Source organism: Sphingobacterium sp. WOUb80 (assembly GCF_050058145.1).
In the GTDB taxonomy this organism is placed as follows: Bacteria; Bacteroidota; Bacteroidia; order Sphingobacteriales; family Sphingobacteriaceae; genus Sphingobacterium.
The window spans coordinates 3,236,137-3,255,141 of record NZ_CP165617.1 but is presented as its reverse complement, the minus strand read 5'-3'; the positions used below and the strand labels follow the sequence as shown (position 1 = coordinate 3,255,141).

Annotated in this window: 15 protein-coding genes; 14 read left to right on the top strand and 1 reads right to left on the bottom strand. The window is 40.2% G+C overall.

Annotated elements, in window-relative coordinates:
* Positions 1–29: 29 nt before the first annotated feature.
* From AB1Z56_RS13685 to AB1Z56_RS13635, 11 genes are all read left to right on the top strand, one after another.
* The gene (locus AB1Z56_RS13685; RefSeq protein ID WP_426792365.1) at positions 30–1,493 is read left to right on the top strand and encodes a SusF/SusE family outer membrane protein; all 1,464 of its coding nucleotides are present in this window, start codon (positions 30–32) and stop codon (positions 1,491–1,493) included.
* Between the two features lie 80 nt (positions 1,494–1,573).
* Entirely contained in the window at positions 1,574–3,325 is a 1,752-nt protein-coding gene (locus AB1Z56_RS13680; protein WP_426792364.1) for a glycoside hydrolase family 66 protein, read from the top strand.
* Positions 3,326–3,334: 9 nt separating this feature from the next.
* Positions 3,335–5,839 carry a glycoside hydrolase family 31 protein gene (locus AB1Z56_RS13675; RefSeq protein ID WP_426792363.1) on the top strand — a complete coding sequence of 835 codons (2,505 nt, stop codon included), beginning with the start codon at positions 3,335–3,337 and terminating at the stop codon, positions 5,837–5,839.
* A 12-nt stretch (positions 5,840–5,851) separates the two neighbouring features.
* Positions 5,852–8,011, top strand: coding sequence for a glycoside hydrolase family 97 protein (locus AB1Z56_RS13670; RefSeq protein ID WP_426792362.1), 2,160 nt, complete (start codon positions 5,852–5,854; stop codon positions 8,009–8,011).
* A gap of 401 nt (positions 8,012–8,412) precedes the next feature.
* The gene (locus AB1Z56_RS13665) at positions 8,413–10,023 is read left to right on the top strand and encodes a Na+/H+ antiporter (protein ID WP_426792361.1); all 1,611 of its coding nucleotides are present in this window, start codon (positions 8,413–8,415) and stop codon (positions 10,021–10,023) included.
* Positions 10,024–10,126: 103 nt separating this feature from the next.
* Positions 10,127–11,302: an MFS transporter gene (locus AB1Z56_RS13660; protein WP_309362717.1), complete on the top strand. Its 1,176-nt coding sequence runs from the start codon at positions 10,127–10,129 to the stop codon at positions 11,300–11,302.
* Positions 11,303–11,315: 13 nt separating this feature from the next.
* Entirely contained in the window at positions 11,316–11,990 is a 675-nt protein-coding gene (gene ribB / locus AB1Z56_RS13655) for a 3,4-dihydroxy-2-butanone-4-phosphate synthase (protein ID WP_309362718.1), read from the top strand.
* Positions 11,991–12,003: 13 nt separating this feature from the next.
* On the top strand, positions 12,004–12,795 hold the full coding sequence (locus AB1Z56_RS13650) for a siderophore-interacting protein (RefSeq protein WP_426792360.1): 792 nt from the start codon (positions 12,004–12,006) through the stop codon (positions 12,793–12,795).
* Positions 12,792–13,436 (top strand): Crp/Fnr family transcriptional regulator, encoded by a 645-nt coding sequence (locus AB1Z56_RS13645; protein WP_426792359.1) that lies wholly within the window; start codon positions 12,792–12,794, stop codon positions 13,434–13,436. Before AB1Z56_RS13650 ends, AB1Z56_RS13645 begins: the two co-directional genes overlap by 4 nt.
* A 73-nt stretch (positions 13,437–13,509) precedes the next feature.
* The gene (locus tag AB1Z56_RS13640) at positions 13,510–14,217 is read left to right on the top strand and encodes an FAD-binding oxidoreductase (protein ID WP_309362721.1); all 708 of its coding nucleotides are present in this window, start codon (positions 13,510–13,512) and stop codon (positions 14,215–14,217) included.
* Positions 14,218–14,496: 279 nt separating this feature from the next.
* Positions 14,497–15,918 (top strand): serine hydrolase domain-containing protein, encoded by a 1,422-nt coding sequence (locus AB1Z56_RS13635; RefSeq protein WP_426792358.1) that lies wholly within the window; start codon positions 14,497–14,499, stop codon positions 15,916–15,918.
* A 57-nt stretch (positions 15,919–15,975) separates the two neighbouring features.
* Here AB1Z56_RS13635 and AB1Z56_RS13630 read toward each other — a convergent pair whose 3' ends face one another.
* Positions 15,976–16,437: a VOC family protein gene (locus AB1Z56_RS13630; RefSeq protein WP_309362723.1), complete on the bottom strand. Its 462-nt coding sequence runs from the start codon at positions 16,435–16,437 to the stop codon at positions 15,976–15,978.
* 480 nt (positions 16,438–16,917) lie between these two features.
* Here AB1Z56_RS13630 and AB1Z56_RS13625 point away from each other — a divergent pair, with 480 nt between their 5' ends.
* From AB1Z56_RS13625 to AB1Z56_RS13615, 3 genes are all read left to right on the top strand, one after another.
* Positions 16,918–17,370, top strand: a complete 453-nt coding sequence (locus tag AB1Z56_RS13625) for a carboxymuconolactone decarboxylase family protein (RefSeq protein ID WP_426792357.1) — start codon at positions 16,918–16,920, stop codon at positions 17,368–17,370.
* 129 nt (positions 17,371–17,499) lie between these two features.
* Positions 17,500–18,252, top strand: a complete 753-nt coding sequence (locus tag AB1Z56_RS13620) for an SDR family oxidoreductase (RefSeq protein WP_426792356.1) — start codon at positions 17,500–17,502, stop codon at positions 18,250–18,252.
* A gap of 65 nt (positions 18,253–18,317) precedes the next feature.
* Positions 18,318–18,989: a succinate dehydrogenase cytochrome b subunit gene (locus tag AB1Z56_RS13615; protein WP_426792355.1), complete on the top strand. Its 672-nt coding sequence runs from the start codon at positions 18,318–18,320 to the stop codon at positions 18,987–18,989.
* The last annotated feature ends 16 nt before the right edge of the window (positions 18,990–19,005 follow it).

The following is a 19,005-nucleotide window of genomic DNA, read 5'->3' as shown; positions in this document are numbered from 1 at the left end:
GTAATTAACCAACTAACAAATTTAAAAAGATGAAAAGACTATATTATATTATCAATTTGATCTTGATTTCGTCCTTGTTCTGTCAGTCCTGTAAAGATGATTTTGGCAATGTCATCTATCCCGATGGTCCCTTAGAACTCAGTGTCTCAACATCAGATATTGTATTGAATGTTGCCGCCCCGGAGCAGGAAGCTGTCGTATTCGACTGGACTTCGGGTTCTAATTTTGGAACGAATGCAGCCATCAAGTATACCCTCGAAATCGGTGAAAAAGGTAAGGATTTTAAGCCTTCCATTAGCAGTACTTTTGAGAAAGGATTGCGGTCACAAAGATATGTTACCAAAGATTTTAATCAATTGTTAATTGAAAAGCTTGGCATCACAGCAGGAAGCGGAGCACAGCTGGAAGCTCGTGTCACGGCAGAGATCCAAGACGGACAAAGCGCAACACAGCTGTCTCAAGTCCTTAGTTTAAAAGTCAAAACCTATAAGCCGATCACCGAAACCCTCTATATGTTGGGTAGTGCTACTAGCAATGGCTGGGATGCACATAAAGCCAGCAAGATGAATCAGATACAGGGTACACCAGGAGCCTTTATATGGCAAGGCGTATTGAGCCCGGGCGAGTTTAAGTTTATCAGCACTTTGGGCAATTTTACACCTTCGTACAATAAAGGAACAAGCAATGAAAAGCTCTATTATCGTGAATCAGAGTCAGATCCATATGATGTTCCATTTACTGTTGCCAAATCTGGCTTATACCAAGTCAAAGTCAATCTGATCGATCTATCTATTGCCATTACTGAAATTGAAGGAGCTATGTATGATGCATTGTGGTTTGTGGGCGGCTTTACCGGTTGGTCCTTTCAGCCTATGGCGAAAGATCCGAATGACCCTTTTATTTTTACGTATCATGCCGTCTTAAATTCTAGTAATAACGCAGACGAGTTTAAGATTGCAACGAAGCCAGATTTTGATCCAAGTGTTGTCTTTTTGCGCCCAGAGACAGATCAACAGGGCGTTGGAACAGACCTACCTGTCGCAAAGTGGTCCGAAAGTGAAAATAAGAGTGATTATAAATGGCGGATCAATAAAGGAACCTATAAGATCAGGCTGGATCTACGGACCAATAAAATTACCATTGCTCCTTTTACACCATTTCCGGCTATTTATCTTGTGGGCGATGCGACGCCTAATGGTTGGGATATTGCTGCAGCAACCCCAATGGTCAAGGGTGATACACCCCATAGGTTTACCTGGTCTGGAACACTCAAAACTGGCGAATTAAAGTTCAGTTGCGATAAACAGTCTGATTGGAATGGCGCATGGTTTTTGGCCTCACAAAATGGCAAGACACCGTCAGGGCAGACCGAGCAGATGATCTTTAGCAAGTCTGGCTCTAATCCAGATAATAAGTGGAAAGTGACCACTGCGGGTACCTACAGTATCACACTGGATCAGCTACAGGAAACAGTCACAATTGTCAAACAATAAATCAATCTTAAGCTTTTTCCTCCATCAGCAAAATGGAGGAAAATAATAAGCTTCTGAGTGTATGATAAAATTATTTACAGATGAAACGAATATTTAGACTTTTTGCTGCCGGCGGAATGCTTCTAAGCGCGAGCTGCAACAACTATTACGATATTGACAAAGACCCGATCACCTATGGGCAGACCTATTTTAAACCTGTCATCAATACAGATAAGGCTGTTTATAAACCTGGGGAAAAGATCACATTTACAGCTGCTATCTCCGACAATAATTTGAGTGTCGCCTATACCTATCTGGGCGAATTGATCAAAGAGGAACCGCTTTCACAGTCGAGCTGGACCTGGACACCACCTACGACAAACTTTCGGGGCTACATGGTCTATCTTTTTAAAACTGATGATACAACTAAAAAGCCGCTCTACAGCATAGCTGTGGATGTATCTTCCGACTGGCGTAAGTTTCCACGGTATGGATTTGTATCCAATTACGATCGTCTTGATCAGCAGGCAATACAACGCAATGTCGAAACGCTCAACCGTTTCCATATCAATGGAATCCAGTTTTATGACTGGCAGATGGATCAACATAAACCTTTGGCCGGTTCAGTATCCAATCCGGCTGATTCCTGGCTGGATCTTATCGGTCGGACCAATTACAAATCTACCGTTGATGGCTATATTCAGGCTGCTCATGATAAAGGAATGAAAGCGATGTTCTACAACTTGTTGTACGGCGCTTTGTCCAATGCAGCAAGTGATGGGGTATCCGAACAATGGTACCTTTTTAAGGATAATCAACATCAAGAGAAAGATATGCATCCGTTGAATGCACCCTTTCGAAGCAATATCTATTTGGTTGATCCCGGCAATTCGGCCTGGCAAACCTATATTAACAAAAGACATCAAGATGTATTTGCGGTCTATAATTTTGACGGCTATCACATCGATCAGTTGGGAGACCGCGGAAAACTATATGACTATACTGGCAAAGAAGTAAAACTAGACCAGAGCTACGCCCCGTTCATCGCAGCGTCAAAGAAGGCTTTTCCGGGCAAATATCATGTGATGAATGCAGTTAATCAATACGGTCAGGAGTATGGGATAGCACCATCTGCTGTTGATTTTTTATATACCGAAGTTTGGGATCCCAACAAATCATACGATGAATTGGTGAAAATTATCCAAGATAATGACCGTTTTGGCAACTACAGTAAGAACACCGTACTAGCAGCTTATATGAACTATGCTAAGTCCAATCAGGCAGGCTTTGTCAATGAGCCAGGCGTGTTGCTGACCAATGCGGTCATCTTCGCCAATGGAGGGGCTCACCTTGAAATGGGAGAACATTATTTGACCAATGAATATTTTGCAAATAACAACCTGCAGCTTAAAGGAACAACAAAGGAAAAACTGATCCAATATTATGACTTTATGGTCGCCTACCAAAACGTATTGCGAGATGGAGGTACCGCCGCGGTCTTTAGTGTCACCGGAACAAACGCTTTGACTATCAGCAATGGTAAGGCAACCTCAGGTAGTATTACCAGCTATGGACGACATTTTGCTAACCGCGATGTGATCCATTTGATCAATTTTAAGGATGCCAATACAATGGAATGGCGCGATACTAACGGGACCCAACAGGAACCCTCCAACATCGATGGCCTACAGATCAACCTCGACGTAACACGTACTGTCAAGCGAGTATGGCTGGCGTCGCCCGATATGCAAGGGGGCGTTGCTATTCCGCTTACTAAAGCGCAGACAGGAAATAAATTGACCATCGATCTGCCGGGGCTCAAGTATTGGGACATGGTTGTGATCGAATATTAAAAACCTATTATGCATAAACTAAACTCTTTTTATTTGATGCTGTTTTGCCTTATCTCCATCGTTCATGGAGCAGCAGGACAGGTGATGAAAGCGGCACAATGCCAAGATTATCAGATCGAGGGGCGAAAGGTGATTTTCAATTGCAGCGATGGTGCTAAGTTGGAGCTTTATTTTTGTAGCAGTTCTGTTGTTCGGATCTGGTATGATGCCAGCGGCACACTGCAAAGGAAGAATCCTTCCTTTGCAGTAGTTCATGAACAGCTTGAAGACATTGGTGAAATCAAGGTGAATGACGAACCGGCAACCTTCGAAATCTTCACCGGAAAGCTGCGTGTCCGTCTCAACAAGAATCCCATGCAATTGCTGATTTACGATAAGTGGCAAAAGTTGGTTTTCGGTGATTATAAAAGTCTTGGACACAGCACGAGCGGCACCAAGACCGTGGCACACAAAGTGCTGCGTCCCGATGAACAATTCTTTGGCCTAGGCGAAAAGACTGGGCCGCTCAATCGAAGAGGCCGGTCTTACAAGATGTGGAATAGCGATAAACCCTGTTATAGCAGTCAGGAAGATCCATTGTATAAAAGTATCCCTTTTTTCATGAGCAGCTATCATTATGGTATTTTTTTAGACAATACCTATAAAACGGCTTTTGATTTTGGAACCACCAGTACAGAATCCTACTCCTTTGAAGCACCAGATGGTCCCTTTATCTACTATTTTATCTATGGCAAAGACTATAAGGAAATTCAGCAGCACTATATTGCATTGACCGGAAGACCGATCATGCCACCAAGGTGGGCATTTGGTTTTGCGCAGAGCCGCGGACTCTATACACAGGAAGATCAAGCTCTCGAGGTCGCCTCCGAGTTTCGAAAGCGCCAAATCCCTTGTGATATCATCTATCAGGATATTGGCTGGACACAGGAGCTGCAAGATTTTAACTGGCGTAAAGGAAATTATAAAGATCCCAAAGGAATGCTCAAAAAGCTAAATGAACAAGGCTTTAAGATGATTCTCTCACAAGATCCCGTGGTGTCGCAAGCAAATAAAAATCAGTGGCAGGAGGCCCATCAAAAAGGCTATTTTGTCAAGGACCGTCGTACGGGCACATCTTATGATATGCCTTGGCCATGGGGTGGTAATTGTGGTGTCGTTGATTTTACAAATCCATCCGTGGCCGACTGGTGGGGGCAGCTCCAGCAGAAGCCCCTCGCCGATGGTGTGAGTGGTTTTTGGACAGATATGGGGGAGCCCGCCTGGAGCAATGAAGAGGATGTTGATAGACTTCATATGCAACACCAGTTAGGCATGCATGCCGAGATCCACAATGTATACGGTCTTACCTGGGATAAGGTAGTGAAAGAACAGTTTGACAAGCGTAATCCCAACAAGCGGATCTTTCAGATGACACGCGCAGCTTATGCCGGACTTCAGCGCTATACCTTTGGTTGGTCGGGCGATAGTGGCAGTGGGACCGAAGTGACTGAAGGCTGGAGCCAATTGGCCAATCAGGTTGCGGTCGGATTATCGGCGGGGCTTGGCGGTATTCCGTTCTGGACGACAGATATTTCAGGTTACTGTGGAGACATTACAGATTACCCTGCTATGGCAGAGCTGTATACACGTTGGATGCAATTTGGTATTTTTAATCCATTGAGCCGCGCCCATCACGAGGGCAACAATGCGGTCGAACCCTGGTTATTTGGTGAGGTCGCTGAAAAAAATGCCAAGACAGCCATTGAACTCAAATATCAACTCTTTCCATATCTCTATTCCTATGCGTACAAAGCGCATCAGACAGGTCTACCTATATTAAGAGGCTTGTTTATGGAATTTCCACAAGACGACCAAGTTATCGGGATCAATGATCAGTTTATGTTTGGACAGGAAATCCTCGTGGCCCCTGTGCTGAAAAAAGGCGAACGGATCAAAAAACTCTATCTGCCCGATGGCGAATGGATTGATTTTAACGACAAAAAGACGGTATACCTGGGTGGGCAGCAGATTGCCTACCGAGCACCTCTAAATCGAATTCCAATGTTTGTCAAAAAAGGTGCTATCGTACCCATGATGCCGATCATGCAATATATCGGTCAGGATCCAATACATCCCCTTTATATCCATATCTTCCCCAATTATGAAGGAGAGTCCGCTATATTTGAACTTTATGAAGACGATGGTGAGACACAGGATTATCTCAAAGGTATTGGTTCTACGACACGCTTTACCTGCACAACCCTGGCAGAAGGAGATTTTGAAACAGCGATTCAGCCCCAGGATAAAGGCTACATACCTGCCAAAGGAAGACAGCTCTACTTAAGCTATCATATTGAAAGCAAGCCCAATGGCGTCACCATTGATGGTAAGACCATACCCTATGCTGTGGCGGACAATAATCAAACGTCAACGATAAAGAAAAATGAGCCCAGTTGGACATGGGATGCCCAACAGGGGAGCTGTATCGTTAAGTTGACGGATAATCGAAATGCGAAAAATATAAAAATCCACTAATTATCATAAAAAATGAAGAAAACGACGCTCTTGATGAGTTTATTTTTAATCACTTTGGGACTGCAAGCCCAAGAGCTGCTTTCGCCTTCGGGAAAATTGAAACTTCAGTTTTCACTGGATGCATCAGGTGCACCAACGTATACCTTGAGTTATAAAGGCAAAGCTGTAATCAAACCCAGTAAGTTAGGATTGGAATTGACCGGCAATACCAAGAAAGTTGAATTTTCAGGGGCAGGAGAAGGCAATGGAGAACCGTTATCCAGTTCACTGTATGACGAGTTTGAAGAGACGGCACAAGAAAGCAAACATGTTGATGAGCGCTGGAATCCTGTTTGGGGCGAAGAAAGTGAGATTCGAAACCATTACAACGAACTAACCATTAGCTTGCAACAGAAAACGTCCAAAAGAAAACTTGTGGTCCGTTTCAGATTATTTGACCAAGGTTTGGGATTTCGCTACGAATTTCCCGAACAAAAGGAGATGACTTATCTCGTTGTAAAAGAGGAAAAAACGCAATTTGCAATGAATGGCGATCATACAGCCTTTTGGATTCCAGGAGATTACGATACTCAGGAGTATGATTACACCAAGTCTCGTCTGTCTGAGATCAGAGGATTGATGGCCAAAGCGATTACGCCCAATGCCTCGCAGACCCCATTTTCGCCTACAGGTGTACAGACGGCTTTGATGATGAAAAGTGACGACGGGCTATATATCAATATCCACGAAGCGGCTTTAATTAATTATGCCTGTATGCATCTTAATCTGGATGACAAAAATTTTGTGTTTCAATCTTGGCTGACACCCGATGCCAATGGGACCAAAGGCAATTTGCAGACGCCTGCTCGGAGCCCCTGGCGCACAATTATGGTAAGTGATGATGCCAGAGATATTTTGGCTTCCCGGATGACGCTCAACCTCAATGAGCCCACTAAAATTAAAGATCCTTCGTGGATAAAGCCTACTAAATATGTAGGTGTATGGTGGGAGATGATTACCGGAAAGAGCGAGTGGTCCTATACCTATGACCTTCCTAGTGTACATCTAGGTGAAACGGACTATAGCAAAGTGAAGCCTCATGGCAAACATGGTGCTACGACGGCGAATGTAAAACGTTACATTGATTTCGCAGCACAACACGGGTTTGATGGCGTATTAGTTGAGGGCTGGAATATTGGCTGGGAAGATTGGTTTGGCAATGCCAAAGATCATGTGTTTGATTTTGTTACACCCTATCCCGATTTTGATCTGGCAGGCATCCGGGATTATGCCAAGCAAAAGGGCGTTAAGATGATTATGCATCACGAGACCTCGGGAGCAGTCCGCAATTATGAGCGTTATTTGGATAGCGCTTATAGATTTATGAAAGACAATGGTTATGAGGCTGTCAAAAGTGGCTATGTAGGCAATATTATTCCTCGAGGCGAATATCATTATAGTCAGTGGATCAATAACCATTATCAATATGCCTTGGAGAAAGCTGCTAAATATAAGATTATGGTTAATGCGCATGAAGCCGTACGTCCGACAGGTTTATCACGTACCTGGCCCAATCTGATCGGTAATGAGTCTGCACGTGGCACAGAGTATCAGGCATTCGGGGGTAACCATGCAAACCATGTTACCATTTTACCTTTTACGCGGCTTATCGGTGGACCGATGGACTATACACCGGGCATCTTTGAGATGGACATCCAAAAGATCAATCCTAAGAATACATCCCATGTCAATTCGACCTTAGCCAACCAGCTGGCCTTGTATGTGACCATGTACAGCCCATTGCAGATGGCAGCCGACCTCCCTGAGAATTATGAGCGTTTTAGGGATGCTTTTCAGTTTATCAAAGATGTTGCCGTCGATTGGGACAGTAGCCTATATCTCGAAGCAGAACCGGGAGAATACCTAACGATAGCCCGTAAATCAAAAGGTAAAAATGAATGGTTTGTCGGGAATGTCAGCGGGGAGAACGGACATGAATCGATAGTGGATTTTGGTTTTTTAGCCGCAGGCAAAAAATATGAAGCTACGATCTACGCCGATGCTCCAGATGCCCATTATAAAACCAATCCTCAGGCTTATGTGATTAAAAAGCTTAAAATAAATAATAAAAGTAAGTTAAAGCAGAAGTCTGCACCTGGTGGTGGCTTTGCCATTCGGATTGTGGAACTATAAAAGCAATGATATAAAAGCTGAAAAGTCTTAGGTGGCGACTTGTTTAGCTTTATATGTGAGGCCCTCAATCAGTATTGATTCGGGGCCTTTTTATTGCGTGTTTGTCACAAATTTGATCTAACAGGAAGCAACGGCCAATTCTATGCTGCTGAATTTGTTCTCTTTCAGTTTGAATGTCTTCAGAAGAGAATCTTCTTACTAAACTCTTCCTCATCACTATGCTTGATTACGTTTTTTAGACAGTCCAAAGCGTTAAGATTTAAGAACGAAGCTCGTTTTCTTTAACTTAGGCGGGAAGATAGCCATTGGATGGAATCTGTTTCTGATCATTTTCCGATTTTGATGTAGGTCATAGTTCTATATAATTCTAACTAATAATTTCGCAGACAATTTTTGAACATATGGAGGAGCTGCAAAGAATTATCTGGATATCAATTATACTTATTATTATCATTTCAGTAAAAGACAAGATAAAAATGGCGCTGCCAATTTTATTGGTGATTGCTGGTTTAGTTTTAAGTCTTACGCATTTATTGCCGTCAATGGATCTGAATCCTGAAATGATTTTTTACGTCGTATTGCCTCCGATATTATTTGATGCTGCGTGGAATACATCAATACCTGATTTTAAGAAAGAATTGCCGAGAATTTCCCTACTCGCTTTTGGCTTGGTGTTTCTGACAACAACTATTGTTGCAGTATTTGTGCATAGTTTGATCCCCAGTTTTGGTTGGGCACTTTCATTTGTTTTGGGAGCTGTTATTTCTCCTCCAGATGCTGTTGCTGCAACCAGTATTACAAAAAATATTCCTATACCAAAACGATTAACGACAATACTGGAAGGCGAAAGTCTGTTGAATGATGCTTCTGCATTGATCGCTTATAAATTTGCTGTAATAGCAGTTGTTAGTGGTGCTTTTTCTTTGTGGGAGGCGAGCTATCAGTTTATCTTAGTTAGCTTGGGAGGGATTGTGATGGGCATATTTATTGGCTTTCTTTTCTTAAAAGCTCATCGATTTATAAATGACAACAGCAACGTAGAAACTTTTGCTGTAGTATTGTTACCATTTGCGATATACAGCTTGGCAGAACATTTAGGATGTTCAGGAGTTTTGGCCGTTGTCGTTTTGGGAATGTATCTTTCGTGGAATTCATTTTCTGTTTTTACGGCAAATAGCCGTATTCAGATGGGACATTTTTGGGAGGTAATGATATTTATACTTAACGGTTTGGTATTTCTGCTTTTGGGAATGCAATTGCCTAAAATTATTTCCGACATTCCTTCACTGCAAATATTGACTTTGATTTTCTACGGTTTTTTAATCTTTTTGATTTTAGTACTGGTTCGCTTTGTTGTTTTATTTGCATTTCCTCTTTTTGATAAAAGAGACAGGAACTCAAAAGGAAATCACAGTCAGGCAAACAAAGAATATTTGATACTTTCCTGGTCAGGAATGCGCGGTGTTGTTTCTTTGGCGGCGGCGTTTGCATTGCCGGTCAACATTCATTCAGGGCAAACTATTGAACAAAGAAGTACGGTTTTATTCATTTCATTTATTGTGATTCTATTTACATTGATTATTCAGGGAATAACATTACCAAGATTAATAAAACTGATAAAACCGGAACCGAATGATTCTAATGATGAATATCGATTGAACAAATTACTGTTGGAGAAATCTATTTCGTATTTGCATCAGTTTTCTGCGAATGATCATATTTTTCAAGAAGCACGGGATGTAATAATCTCTAAACTTGGAAATGAGGAAATACAGCTTTTAAATAAAAAGGAAAATACTTCCGGAACTGACCGGCAATCCGAATGTAAAAAAGCATATTTTCAACTTGAATTAAGATTGGCAGCGTATCAAAGAGAAGAGCTTGAAAAGAATTACCAGCAAGGGGTTTTCCCGCTTGAGACCGTGCGAAGAAAAGAGTGGGAACTTGATTTTTGGATTACGACCATTCAGCATGAAATAGAACAAATAAATTACACGTCCCCTAATCCATAAAATGCAATTTCTTTAAATTATTTTCCTTTTTTGACTCAAGTCAATGTTTAGCCATTCCAGTTATTGCACTTTTGCCCTCGAATTATTTTAAAAACAAAATTTTATGAGTGTAACATTAGAAAAAGGGAAAACAATTAGTTTCTATCAGGCTATCACACCTATTATCATATCTGTATTTGGAGTGTACCTTACGATAGGGATTGCATTAGGGATACTGCCAAAGTTTGTACAGAATACTTTAGGTTATAATAATCTGATTGTCGGATTGGTAATTGGTCTTCAATTCTTGTCCACACTTATGACCCGGGCCTATTCAGGGAAAACAACCGATACCAAAGGTGCGAAGAAAAGCAAAATGTCAGGTGTTGTTTTGGCGGTTATTGCCGGAATAGCTTACGTTCTGGCAGTTTATTTTCAGTTCAACAGAGGCCTAGCACTGGCATTACTTCTTTTAGCGAGAATTATTCACGGAGTTGGTGAAAGTTTTTTGGTCACCGGCGCTTTAACCTGGGGTATCGGTTTGGTTGGACATTCCAATTCCGGAAAAGTAATGACTTGGAATGGTATTGCAATGTATGCGGGGATTGCAATCGGGGCACCGTTAAGTATTTGGTTAGGGAAATCTTTTGGGGATTTACCGGCATTTTTACTGATTATAGTACTACCATTTGTGAGCTGGCTGGCTACTGCAAAGCTCCCATCTATCCCTGTCGATAAAGGCCATACCAGAACACCTTTTTACAAAGTAATCGGAGCCATATCAGGTCAGGGATTAAGTCTTGCATTTTCTTCTTTGGCATTTGGGTGTATCGCTTCTTTTATCGCGTTGTTCTTTACTGAAAAAAACTGGGGAGATGCCTCACTTGCATTTATGGTTTTCGGAGCATGCTATGTATTGACACGGATATTTTTTGCTTCTTTTCCGGACCGATTCGGAGGATACAAAATTGCTTTAATATCGTTGATTATTGAAGTAGTCGGACAGGTATTCATCTGGACTTCGGTTTCCAAAACCGTTGCTATTATCGGATGTGGATTGACCGGTATTGGTTTTTCTTTGGTATTTCCCGCCTTGGGCGTATTAGCCATTAAAAAGGTGAAACCTCAAATGAGGGGAACTGCTCTTGGGGCTTATGTCGCATTCGTGGATCTGTCGTTGGGTATTGCCGGTCCGATGGCGGGTCTGATAGCAGGATGGTTCAATTATCAGACAGTATATTTATTCGGGGGCATAAGCTGTGTCTTGTCAATTATAATTTTAATGTTTAACAAAAAGTAAAAAGAATCTAACAATGAAGAACACCTTAGAATTATTCGGGGCTAACGCAAAAGAACGAGTTGAAAATGCAATAAAAGAGTTGCGTTTGGGCAAGGGTATGTTGTTAATCGATGATGAAGACCGGGAAAATGAAGGCGACCTTATTTTTTCTGCCGAAAAAATGGATGTACAGAATATGGTACAAATGATTCGTCATTGTAGCGGTGTCGTTTGTCTTTGCCTTACTCATGAAAAAGCAGATGAATTGGAATTGCCTTATATGGTGAATGATAATTCCAGTCCGTTTCATACGCCTTTTACGATTTCAATTGATGCTAAAAAAGGTTCAACAACCGGACTTTCTGCTTCCGACAGAATAGCCGCTATAAAGGCCGCTTGTGCTGACGATGCCCAGCCCGGTGATTTAGTGCGTCCCGGGCATATATTTCCGTTAAGAGCCAATGATAACGGTGTTTTGGGAAGAAACGGGCATACCGAAGGCAGTATTGACTTGATGAAACTGGCAGGACTAAAGCCAATGTCTGTTTTATGTGAATTAATGAATGATGATGGTACGATGTCACGCCTGCCAGAGATTATAGAATTTGCCGGTAAAAACGACTTGATGGTATTATCAATTGAAGATATTATTGAGTATAGAAAATACCATACAGAGGAAACTCTACTGCTAAATGAAATACTTTTATAAAAACAAATATGCTATGACAAATCAAACCAATACACGCAAAATACGCTCTATATTTACCGTCAAAAGAAAAGAATTCCTTACGCCACACTTTATCCGTGTGGTTTTTGGAATTTCAGATGAACAAATGCATTTATTGTCCAACGTGCAGGAAGGCTCTAATAATAAAATTTTTATACCAACGAAAGATGGCGATGTCGGCTATGTTACCGTATCTGGTTCAGAGGTAAAGGACGAATATGCTACTTTTACAAGAACTTATACCAACCGCAAAATTGACCTGCAAAATAAAGAGTTGACGATTGATTTTGTTTCCCACGGCGAAAATGGTCCGGCTTCTGCCTGGGCGATAAATGCAAAACCAGGCTATCCTTTAGGCATCGGGATGAAAGAAAGCAGTAGGGCATTAGTTCCTAAAGCAGATGCTTATTTTTTTGTGGGTGATGCCACGGCAGTGCCGGTCATTACCGCTATTTTGGAACAGTTGCCGGCTACCGTCTCAGCTAAGGTTATTGTGGAAGTGCCCAGCAAGGAGGATGAGCTACAAATATGTTCAGCTGCTCCTGTTGAAGTGGAATGGTTGCATAATACACAACCCGAAAAAGGAAGTCGTTTAGCAGAAAAGGCATTACTGCATCGTTTTTCTGATAATGAAAAAGGTACTTATATTTATGTGGCAGCGGAATATAAAACGGTAAAAGAACTGCGTGAATATTTCCGAAAGGAACTTGAATGGAATAAACATCTTATTTACACCTGCAGTTATTGGAAAGCCGGAGCTTCAGAAGATGAAATAACATCTGAATGATGATTTTTAAACCAAGTAATACCAAGTTTTATCATTTATTGGTAGATTTACCCGAGACTGATTTCAATGGAATGGAAGAACTTTTAATTTCTTATATCAAAAGCAAGATATCCGTAACCGATGAGGAATTGGCAACTATTCTTTCTTGTTTCAGACCGATGAAGGTAAAGAAGAATGAGTTGCTTCTTACGGACGGGCAATCCAGTCAAAGGACGTTTTTCGTGATTAAGGGCTGCGTGCGTATTTTCTTTATCAATGATGAAGGGCAGGATTCTACACGGTATTTTGCTTTTGAAAATCAGTTTGCCACGGCTTTGGTCAGTTTTATAACTTCGGAGCCTTCTGAGGAATTCATTCAGGCAGTAGAAGATTCAGAAGTGTATTATATCACGCACAAAAATTTTTACCATCTTTTGGAGATTGTCCCGCAATGGGAAAAGTTTTACCGCATTTATCTTGAAATTGCTTACGTTACCAATACCAAACGCCTGATGTCGTTTCTCATTCAGGATGCACTGGAAAAATACCGCCAGTTACTGGACGAAAACCCGATTATAGTACGTCGGCTGTCCAACAAAATGGTCGCCTCTTATCTCAATATATCGCAGGAAACACTCAGTCGTTTGAAATCTAAACTCTGATTTTTCTTTTTTGACTCAAGTCAATGTTTTAGGCTGAAAGTCTTACCAAATTTGCATCATTAATTTTCAGACAATGAGCAATCAGGGTACAACTTCAGAAATTTTTACAGGCATTATTCTTCAAAAAAATAAGATTGCCGAACATACTTTTCATGTCAAAATCCAAAGTGCAGAATTTTCCAAAATTAAATATGTTGCGGGTTTTACGGCGGATGTATTTCTTTCTGATCCTTACTACAATCCACAGAGTGAAGTCCGCAAATATTCTTTCTGGAATTATGAGCCGGTTTATAACATTGCTGATTTTGCCATTAATACATTCTCAAACGGCAAAGGTTCGGACTGGGTAAAAACAATACAAGAAGGTGATACAATATTTTTCAAAGAACCTTATGGCGATTTAGTTATAGATGAATCGGGAGAAAACTATTTTCTAATTGGTGACATTACGGCATTATCACATCTATATGAGATTAACCGGGCACTTGCGGTCAGTAAAGAGGTTTATAGCCTGATTTATACAGAAAACAAAGAAGATGTATTCCCGGATATTGACCATAGTTTTCCTTTAAAATGCTATACATTAAGTCCCATAGATTCCAAAAGTATTTTAGATCTTATCAATACTCATTTCCCGAAAAATTGCAAAAATACTGTCGCTTATGTATTGGGGGATTCGGAAACAGCCACGACTATATATAACTTTCTGAAGGATAATCCAGATTTTGATATACCGCATATTTATTTCAAAAGTTTTTGGGATAAAAAAACGGAAGCATAGTCTTCAACTTTAGATCGGATTGAAAATGAACATTATATAGCTATTCAAAAATCTTCGTTCTTTTGAGATGCTTGGCCTGTCGATACGAGCAAAATTAAATAGCTTAAACAGTTTGGAGATTTGACCTCCGTCTACAAAACAGTACATTTTAAAAGTGGAGAATTTGGGTGTAAATTGCTAATTTTAAATAGGAGGAAAAACACTGGATTTCTCCAGGTCCGAAACTCCACTTTTGACTGTCTAAACAACGGGGAGGAGGTCAACCCGAAATACATAAAAATGAAAATTAAACCAAATTATAGATTTTACAGTCTCCTTGTTTTATTGCTGTTCTCAGTACAGTATTTACCTGCCCAGACTACTCGTGCCGATTACAATTATTTTATGAAGGAGTTTAAAAGACTTTTTAATGAAAAAAAATCAGACGAGATTTACGTGCAATCGTCCGCCACTTATCAATCTAAAATTTCAAAAGAAAAGTTTTCGCTGGGAATGCGGAAGTTTGTCGCAAATGTGGGAATAATGCAACATTTTTCGTTTGTTGATTCGACTACCAACGGATATAATTATACCATTCAATTTGAAAACTCCGAACAATTATTTTCTGTTCTGCTTGATAACCAGAAACAGGTCCTAAGGATGAATTTTAAGGAACTACCATTTTTAATAGAAGATAAGAATTTCAAAGTGGGGAGCAATAATCCATTAAAAGACTCCATAGATTTGCTTGTGGAAAAATTCGTCAGACCCTATATTCAAAAGGGTGCTACCACAGGTATTATGTTAGCGGTAATTGATGGAAAGCGACAAAGAAGATATAGTTATGGGACTATAGCTAGGACAAGCAAGCAACTTCCAGACGCTTCCAAAAGTATTTTTGAGATTGGGTCAGTTACAAAAATTTTCACCTCACTTTTATTGGCAAAAGAAGTCGTTGATGGCAATATGCAATTAGAGGATCCGATCAGTAAATATCTACCCGATTCTATTCCTCTTTTAGCATGGCGTGGTCATCCGATTACCTTAGCGCAATTATCAAATCATACCGCTGGATTTCCTCGGCTCCCGGATAATATTTTTACGACTAATGCCGTTCTGGCAGATCCATATAGCCATTATAAGGTTGATTCACTCTTCCATTTTCTGAAAAAGTATAAAGTTTCTTCTCAGACCGGAATCAAGTTTTCTTATTCAAATTTAGGGGCGGGGGTATTAGGTGTAGCATTAGAACGCCATAATAACAAAAGTTTTGGACAATTGGTCATTGACAATATTTGTTTGCCCTTGGGAATGAAAAATACATCACTAGAAGATGCCGGGGTTGTACAAGGATACAATGAAAAAGGAAAGCCAACATCGTATTGGCACTTGGAATCTTTGGCAGGATCTGGTGCCATAAGATCTACATTGGACGATATGATTATTTTTATGAGGGCACAGCTAGGTTCAAAAAATAAACTGCAAAAAGCCATTCATTTGACTCATCAGATCACTTTAGCAAATGACGATCAAATTATGGCTTTGGGCTGGCGTGTTAAAAAAGCAGGAAGTAAGACGCTATTTCATCATTCTGGAGGTACAGGTGGATTTAGGTCTTTTGTTGCCTTTGATGATAAATCCAAAAAAGCAATTATTATTCTGTCCAATGCTGCCCTGGATGTTACTACTGTCGGATTTTCGATATTTGAAAATTGTTTATAGCGTAACTATGCCCAATATACACCAATGCTGGAATACCGACTTTGTCGTTACCTAATTTCAGAAATCAGCAATAATAATCTTTTTCATTCCCATCATTTTTTTGAAGGCGCCGGGTCTTTTGTTGAGTTCCTCCCAATTTTCAGGACAAACCTGCCAACTTAATCCGTATTTGTCTTTTAGCCATCCACAAACACTCTCCTGTCCTCCGTCCGATGTCAGTGTTTCCCAATAGTAGTCTATTTCAGTCTGGTCTTTGCAGGGGATCATCAACGAAATCGCCTCGTTAAATTTGAATATCGGTCCGGCATTGATCCCAATAAGGCGCATTCCCAAAATCTCAAATTCCACTGTAAGAACTTTTCCAGCGAAATCCTTCTGGAAATCAGCTAGTCCTTCGGCTTCTGAATTCGGGTAATAAGTAATATGGATTATTTTTCCATCTTTGAAAACCGATAGGTAATATTCTGCGGCTTCCTTCGCGTTGCTGTCAAACCAAAGGTTTGGAATAATTTTTTGCATAGCTTTATATTTTTTGGTTATTTTTTTCATTTTCAGTATAGTCTACAATTGATAATCCGCTATTCAATGCTATCTGGATTTTGTTCATTTGCAGTCTTACAAATCTAACAGATTTGTTCTTCGATCAACTTGGCATAGGATAAGAAATAAAACTGCATATGTAACGCATTGCATCTCTTTCGTGGTCTAATATGCTGTTGATGACAGAAAAGTATTCGATGAAACTTGCAGAAGACTGCCCCTTTCTTCAAAAATCCAAAAATGATCGGGGAATAGCTTAGACATTTATTTCTATTTCTTAAATCGACAATGCTGCATCACTAAATACAGTGATTATTAAGATGATATCACTTTATATGATGAATATTTAAACTCTTTTTAATTTATAATCACCTGATTTTTAGAGGTATGATTATTCTGGCCCTTCTGTTGATACTGTCCATACAAACAAGAACTATTCATTTAACAAAAAACAAAACAATGCAAAAAAGAATTAATATTAACTCAGCAGAACCGGAAGCTTTAAAAGCAATGATGGGACTTGAAACCTACCTTTCTAAAGTAGATATTTCTAAATCTTTAAAAGAACTTATTAAAATAAGGGCATCACAAATTAACGGCTGTGCTTACTGTATAGACATGCATACCAGGGATGCTTTAAAAAATGGCGAAACTGACCAGCGTATTTTTCTACTAAATGCTTGGCGTGAAGCTGGATCAATATTCTCCGATGAAGAAAGGGTTGTGTTGTCTATTGCGGAGGAAGTTACCCTAATTCATCAACAAGGCCTTACCGACAACACCTACAGCAATGCACTTAAGTATTTTACAGAGAACCAGATCGCGCAGATTGTTATAGCGGTAGTGACAATAAATGCTTGGAACAGAATTGCGCTTAGTAGTCATCTTCAAGTTGGCGGTGGTTTCGCTTAAAAAAAATTAAGGTTATAACCACTTTTTAACGATCCAATACTTAGTTAGCCGCTTATTAAAGGGTAACTTTTGGCTCACGTAAAAAAAGAAACATAATACAAATAATTGATAAATTTTAAATTTAAAAACATGAAGATTTTAGTCATTGGAGGCACAGGATTGATCGGAACAAAAACTGTCGCTAAGTTAAGGGCGTTGGGACATGAAGTTATTGCAGCATCACCTAACACCGGTATAAATACCATCACAGGTGAAGGTTTGGCAGAAGCTGTAAATGGAACGGAGGTTGTGATTGATCTGGCCAATTCACCGTCATTTGCTGATAAGGATGTAATGGAATTTTTTGAGACTTCCGGAAAAAATCTACTAGCGGCAGAAATTAATGCCGGAGTAAAGCATCATATTGCACTGTCTGTTGTCGGAACGAGCCGTCTCCAGGCAAGTGGCTATTTTAGAGCAAAGCAGGTACAAGAAGATCTTATTGTCAAATCAGGTATTCCATATACGATTATTCATTCTACGCAATTTTTAGAGTTTCTAGGCGGTATAGTTGCATCTGCACAGGACGGGGATGTTATCAATTTGTCTAACGCTAAAATACAACCAATTGCAGCTGAGGATGTTTCTTCGTTTGTCGCTGAGTTTGCACTTTGTCAACCGATCAATGGAATCGTGGAAATTGGCGGACCCGAGCAATTTGAGCTGGCAGACTTAGTGAGACAATATTTAGCCAAAATAGAAAACCCCAAAGAAGTTGTCGGTAGTAGCGAAGCCTTATATTTTGGTTCACCTTTGGAGGAATTTAGGTTAATACCTGCTGCGGATGCAAAATTGGGTAAACTCACCTTTAAAGAATGGTTTGGCCTAAGCGTTCAAAAATAAACAAGATCTGATCCAAGGGTATCGTTTGCCCTTGGATTTTGAATGATATTTTTAAATATTATACGATGAAGAGTTTCTATACAACTTTTACGAGCTCTTTGGGCCGAAAATTTACGATGGCATTGAGCGGATTGTTCCTCATCAGTTTTTTGCTGGTGCATATGTCGGTCAATGCCCTCATATTTTATAATGATGGCGGAGCAACGTTTACAATTGGAGCACATTTTATGGCTACAAATCCCGTGATCAGGACCTTGGAAATAGTTCTTATTGTTGGATTTGTCCTCCATATTGTGCAAGGGCTTCTTTTATGGAAAAAAAACAGGGATGCGCGTCCTATTAAATATATTTATCCATTGGCCACTCCTAAAATAAAATGGTATAGCAAGAGTATGACCTTGTTGGGAACTCTATTGCTGCTGTTTTTAGTCATACATACGTCCAACTTTTGGATACCAAATCGTATTCATCAGTTTCGTTATGACGAGGAACTGCCACTTTATGATCTGATGCTGGAGAAGTTTAGCAACCCACTGGAAGTGTTGGTTTATTTATTTGGTTGTGTCTCCCTGTTTTGGCATCTCTTGCATGGTTTTACTAGTGCTTTTACTTCCCTAGGTATATCGCATCGACGATATAATGGTTTTATAAAATGTATGGGCACCAGCTTTTCAGTTATTGTGCCGCTTGCATTATTTTTAATGCCGTTGTCCATTTATTTTAAGTGGATAAAATGATTAAACAGATTGCGTA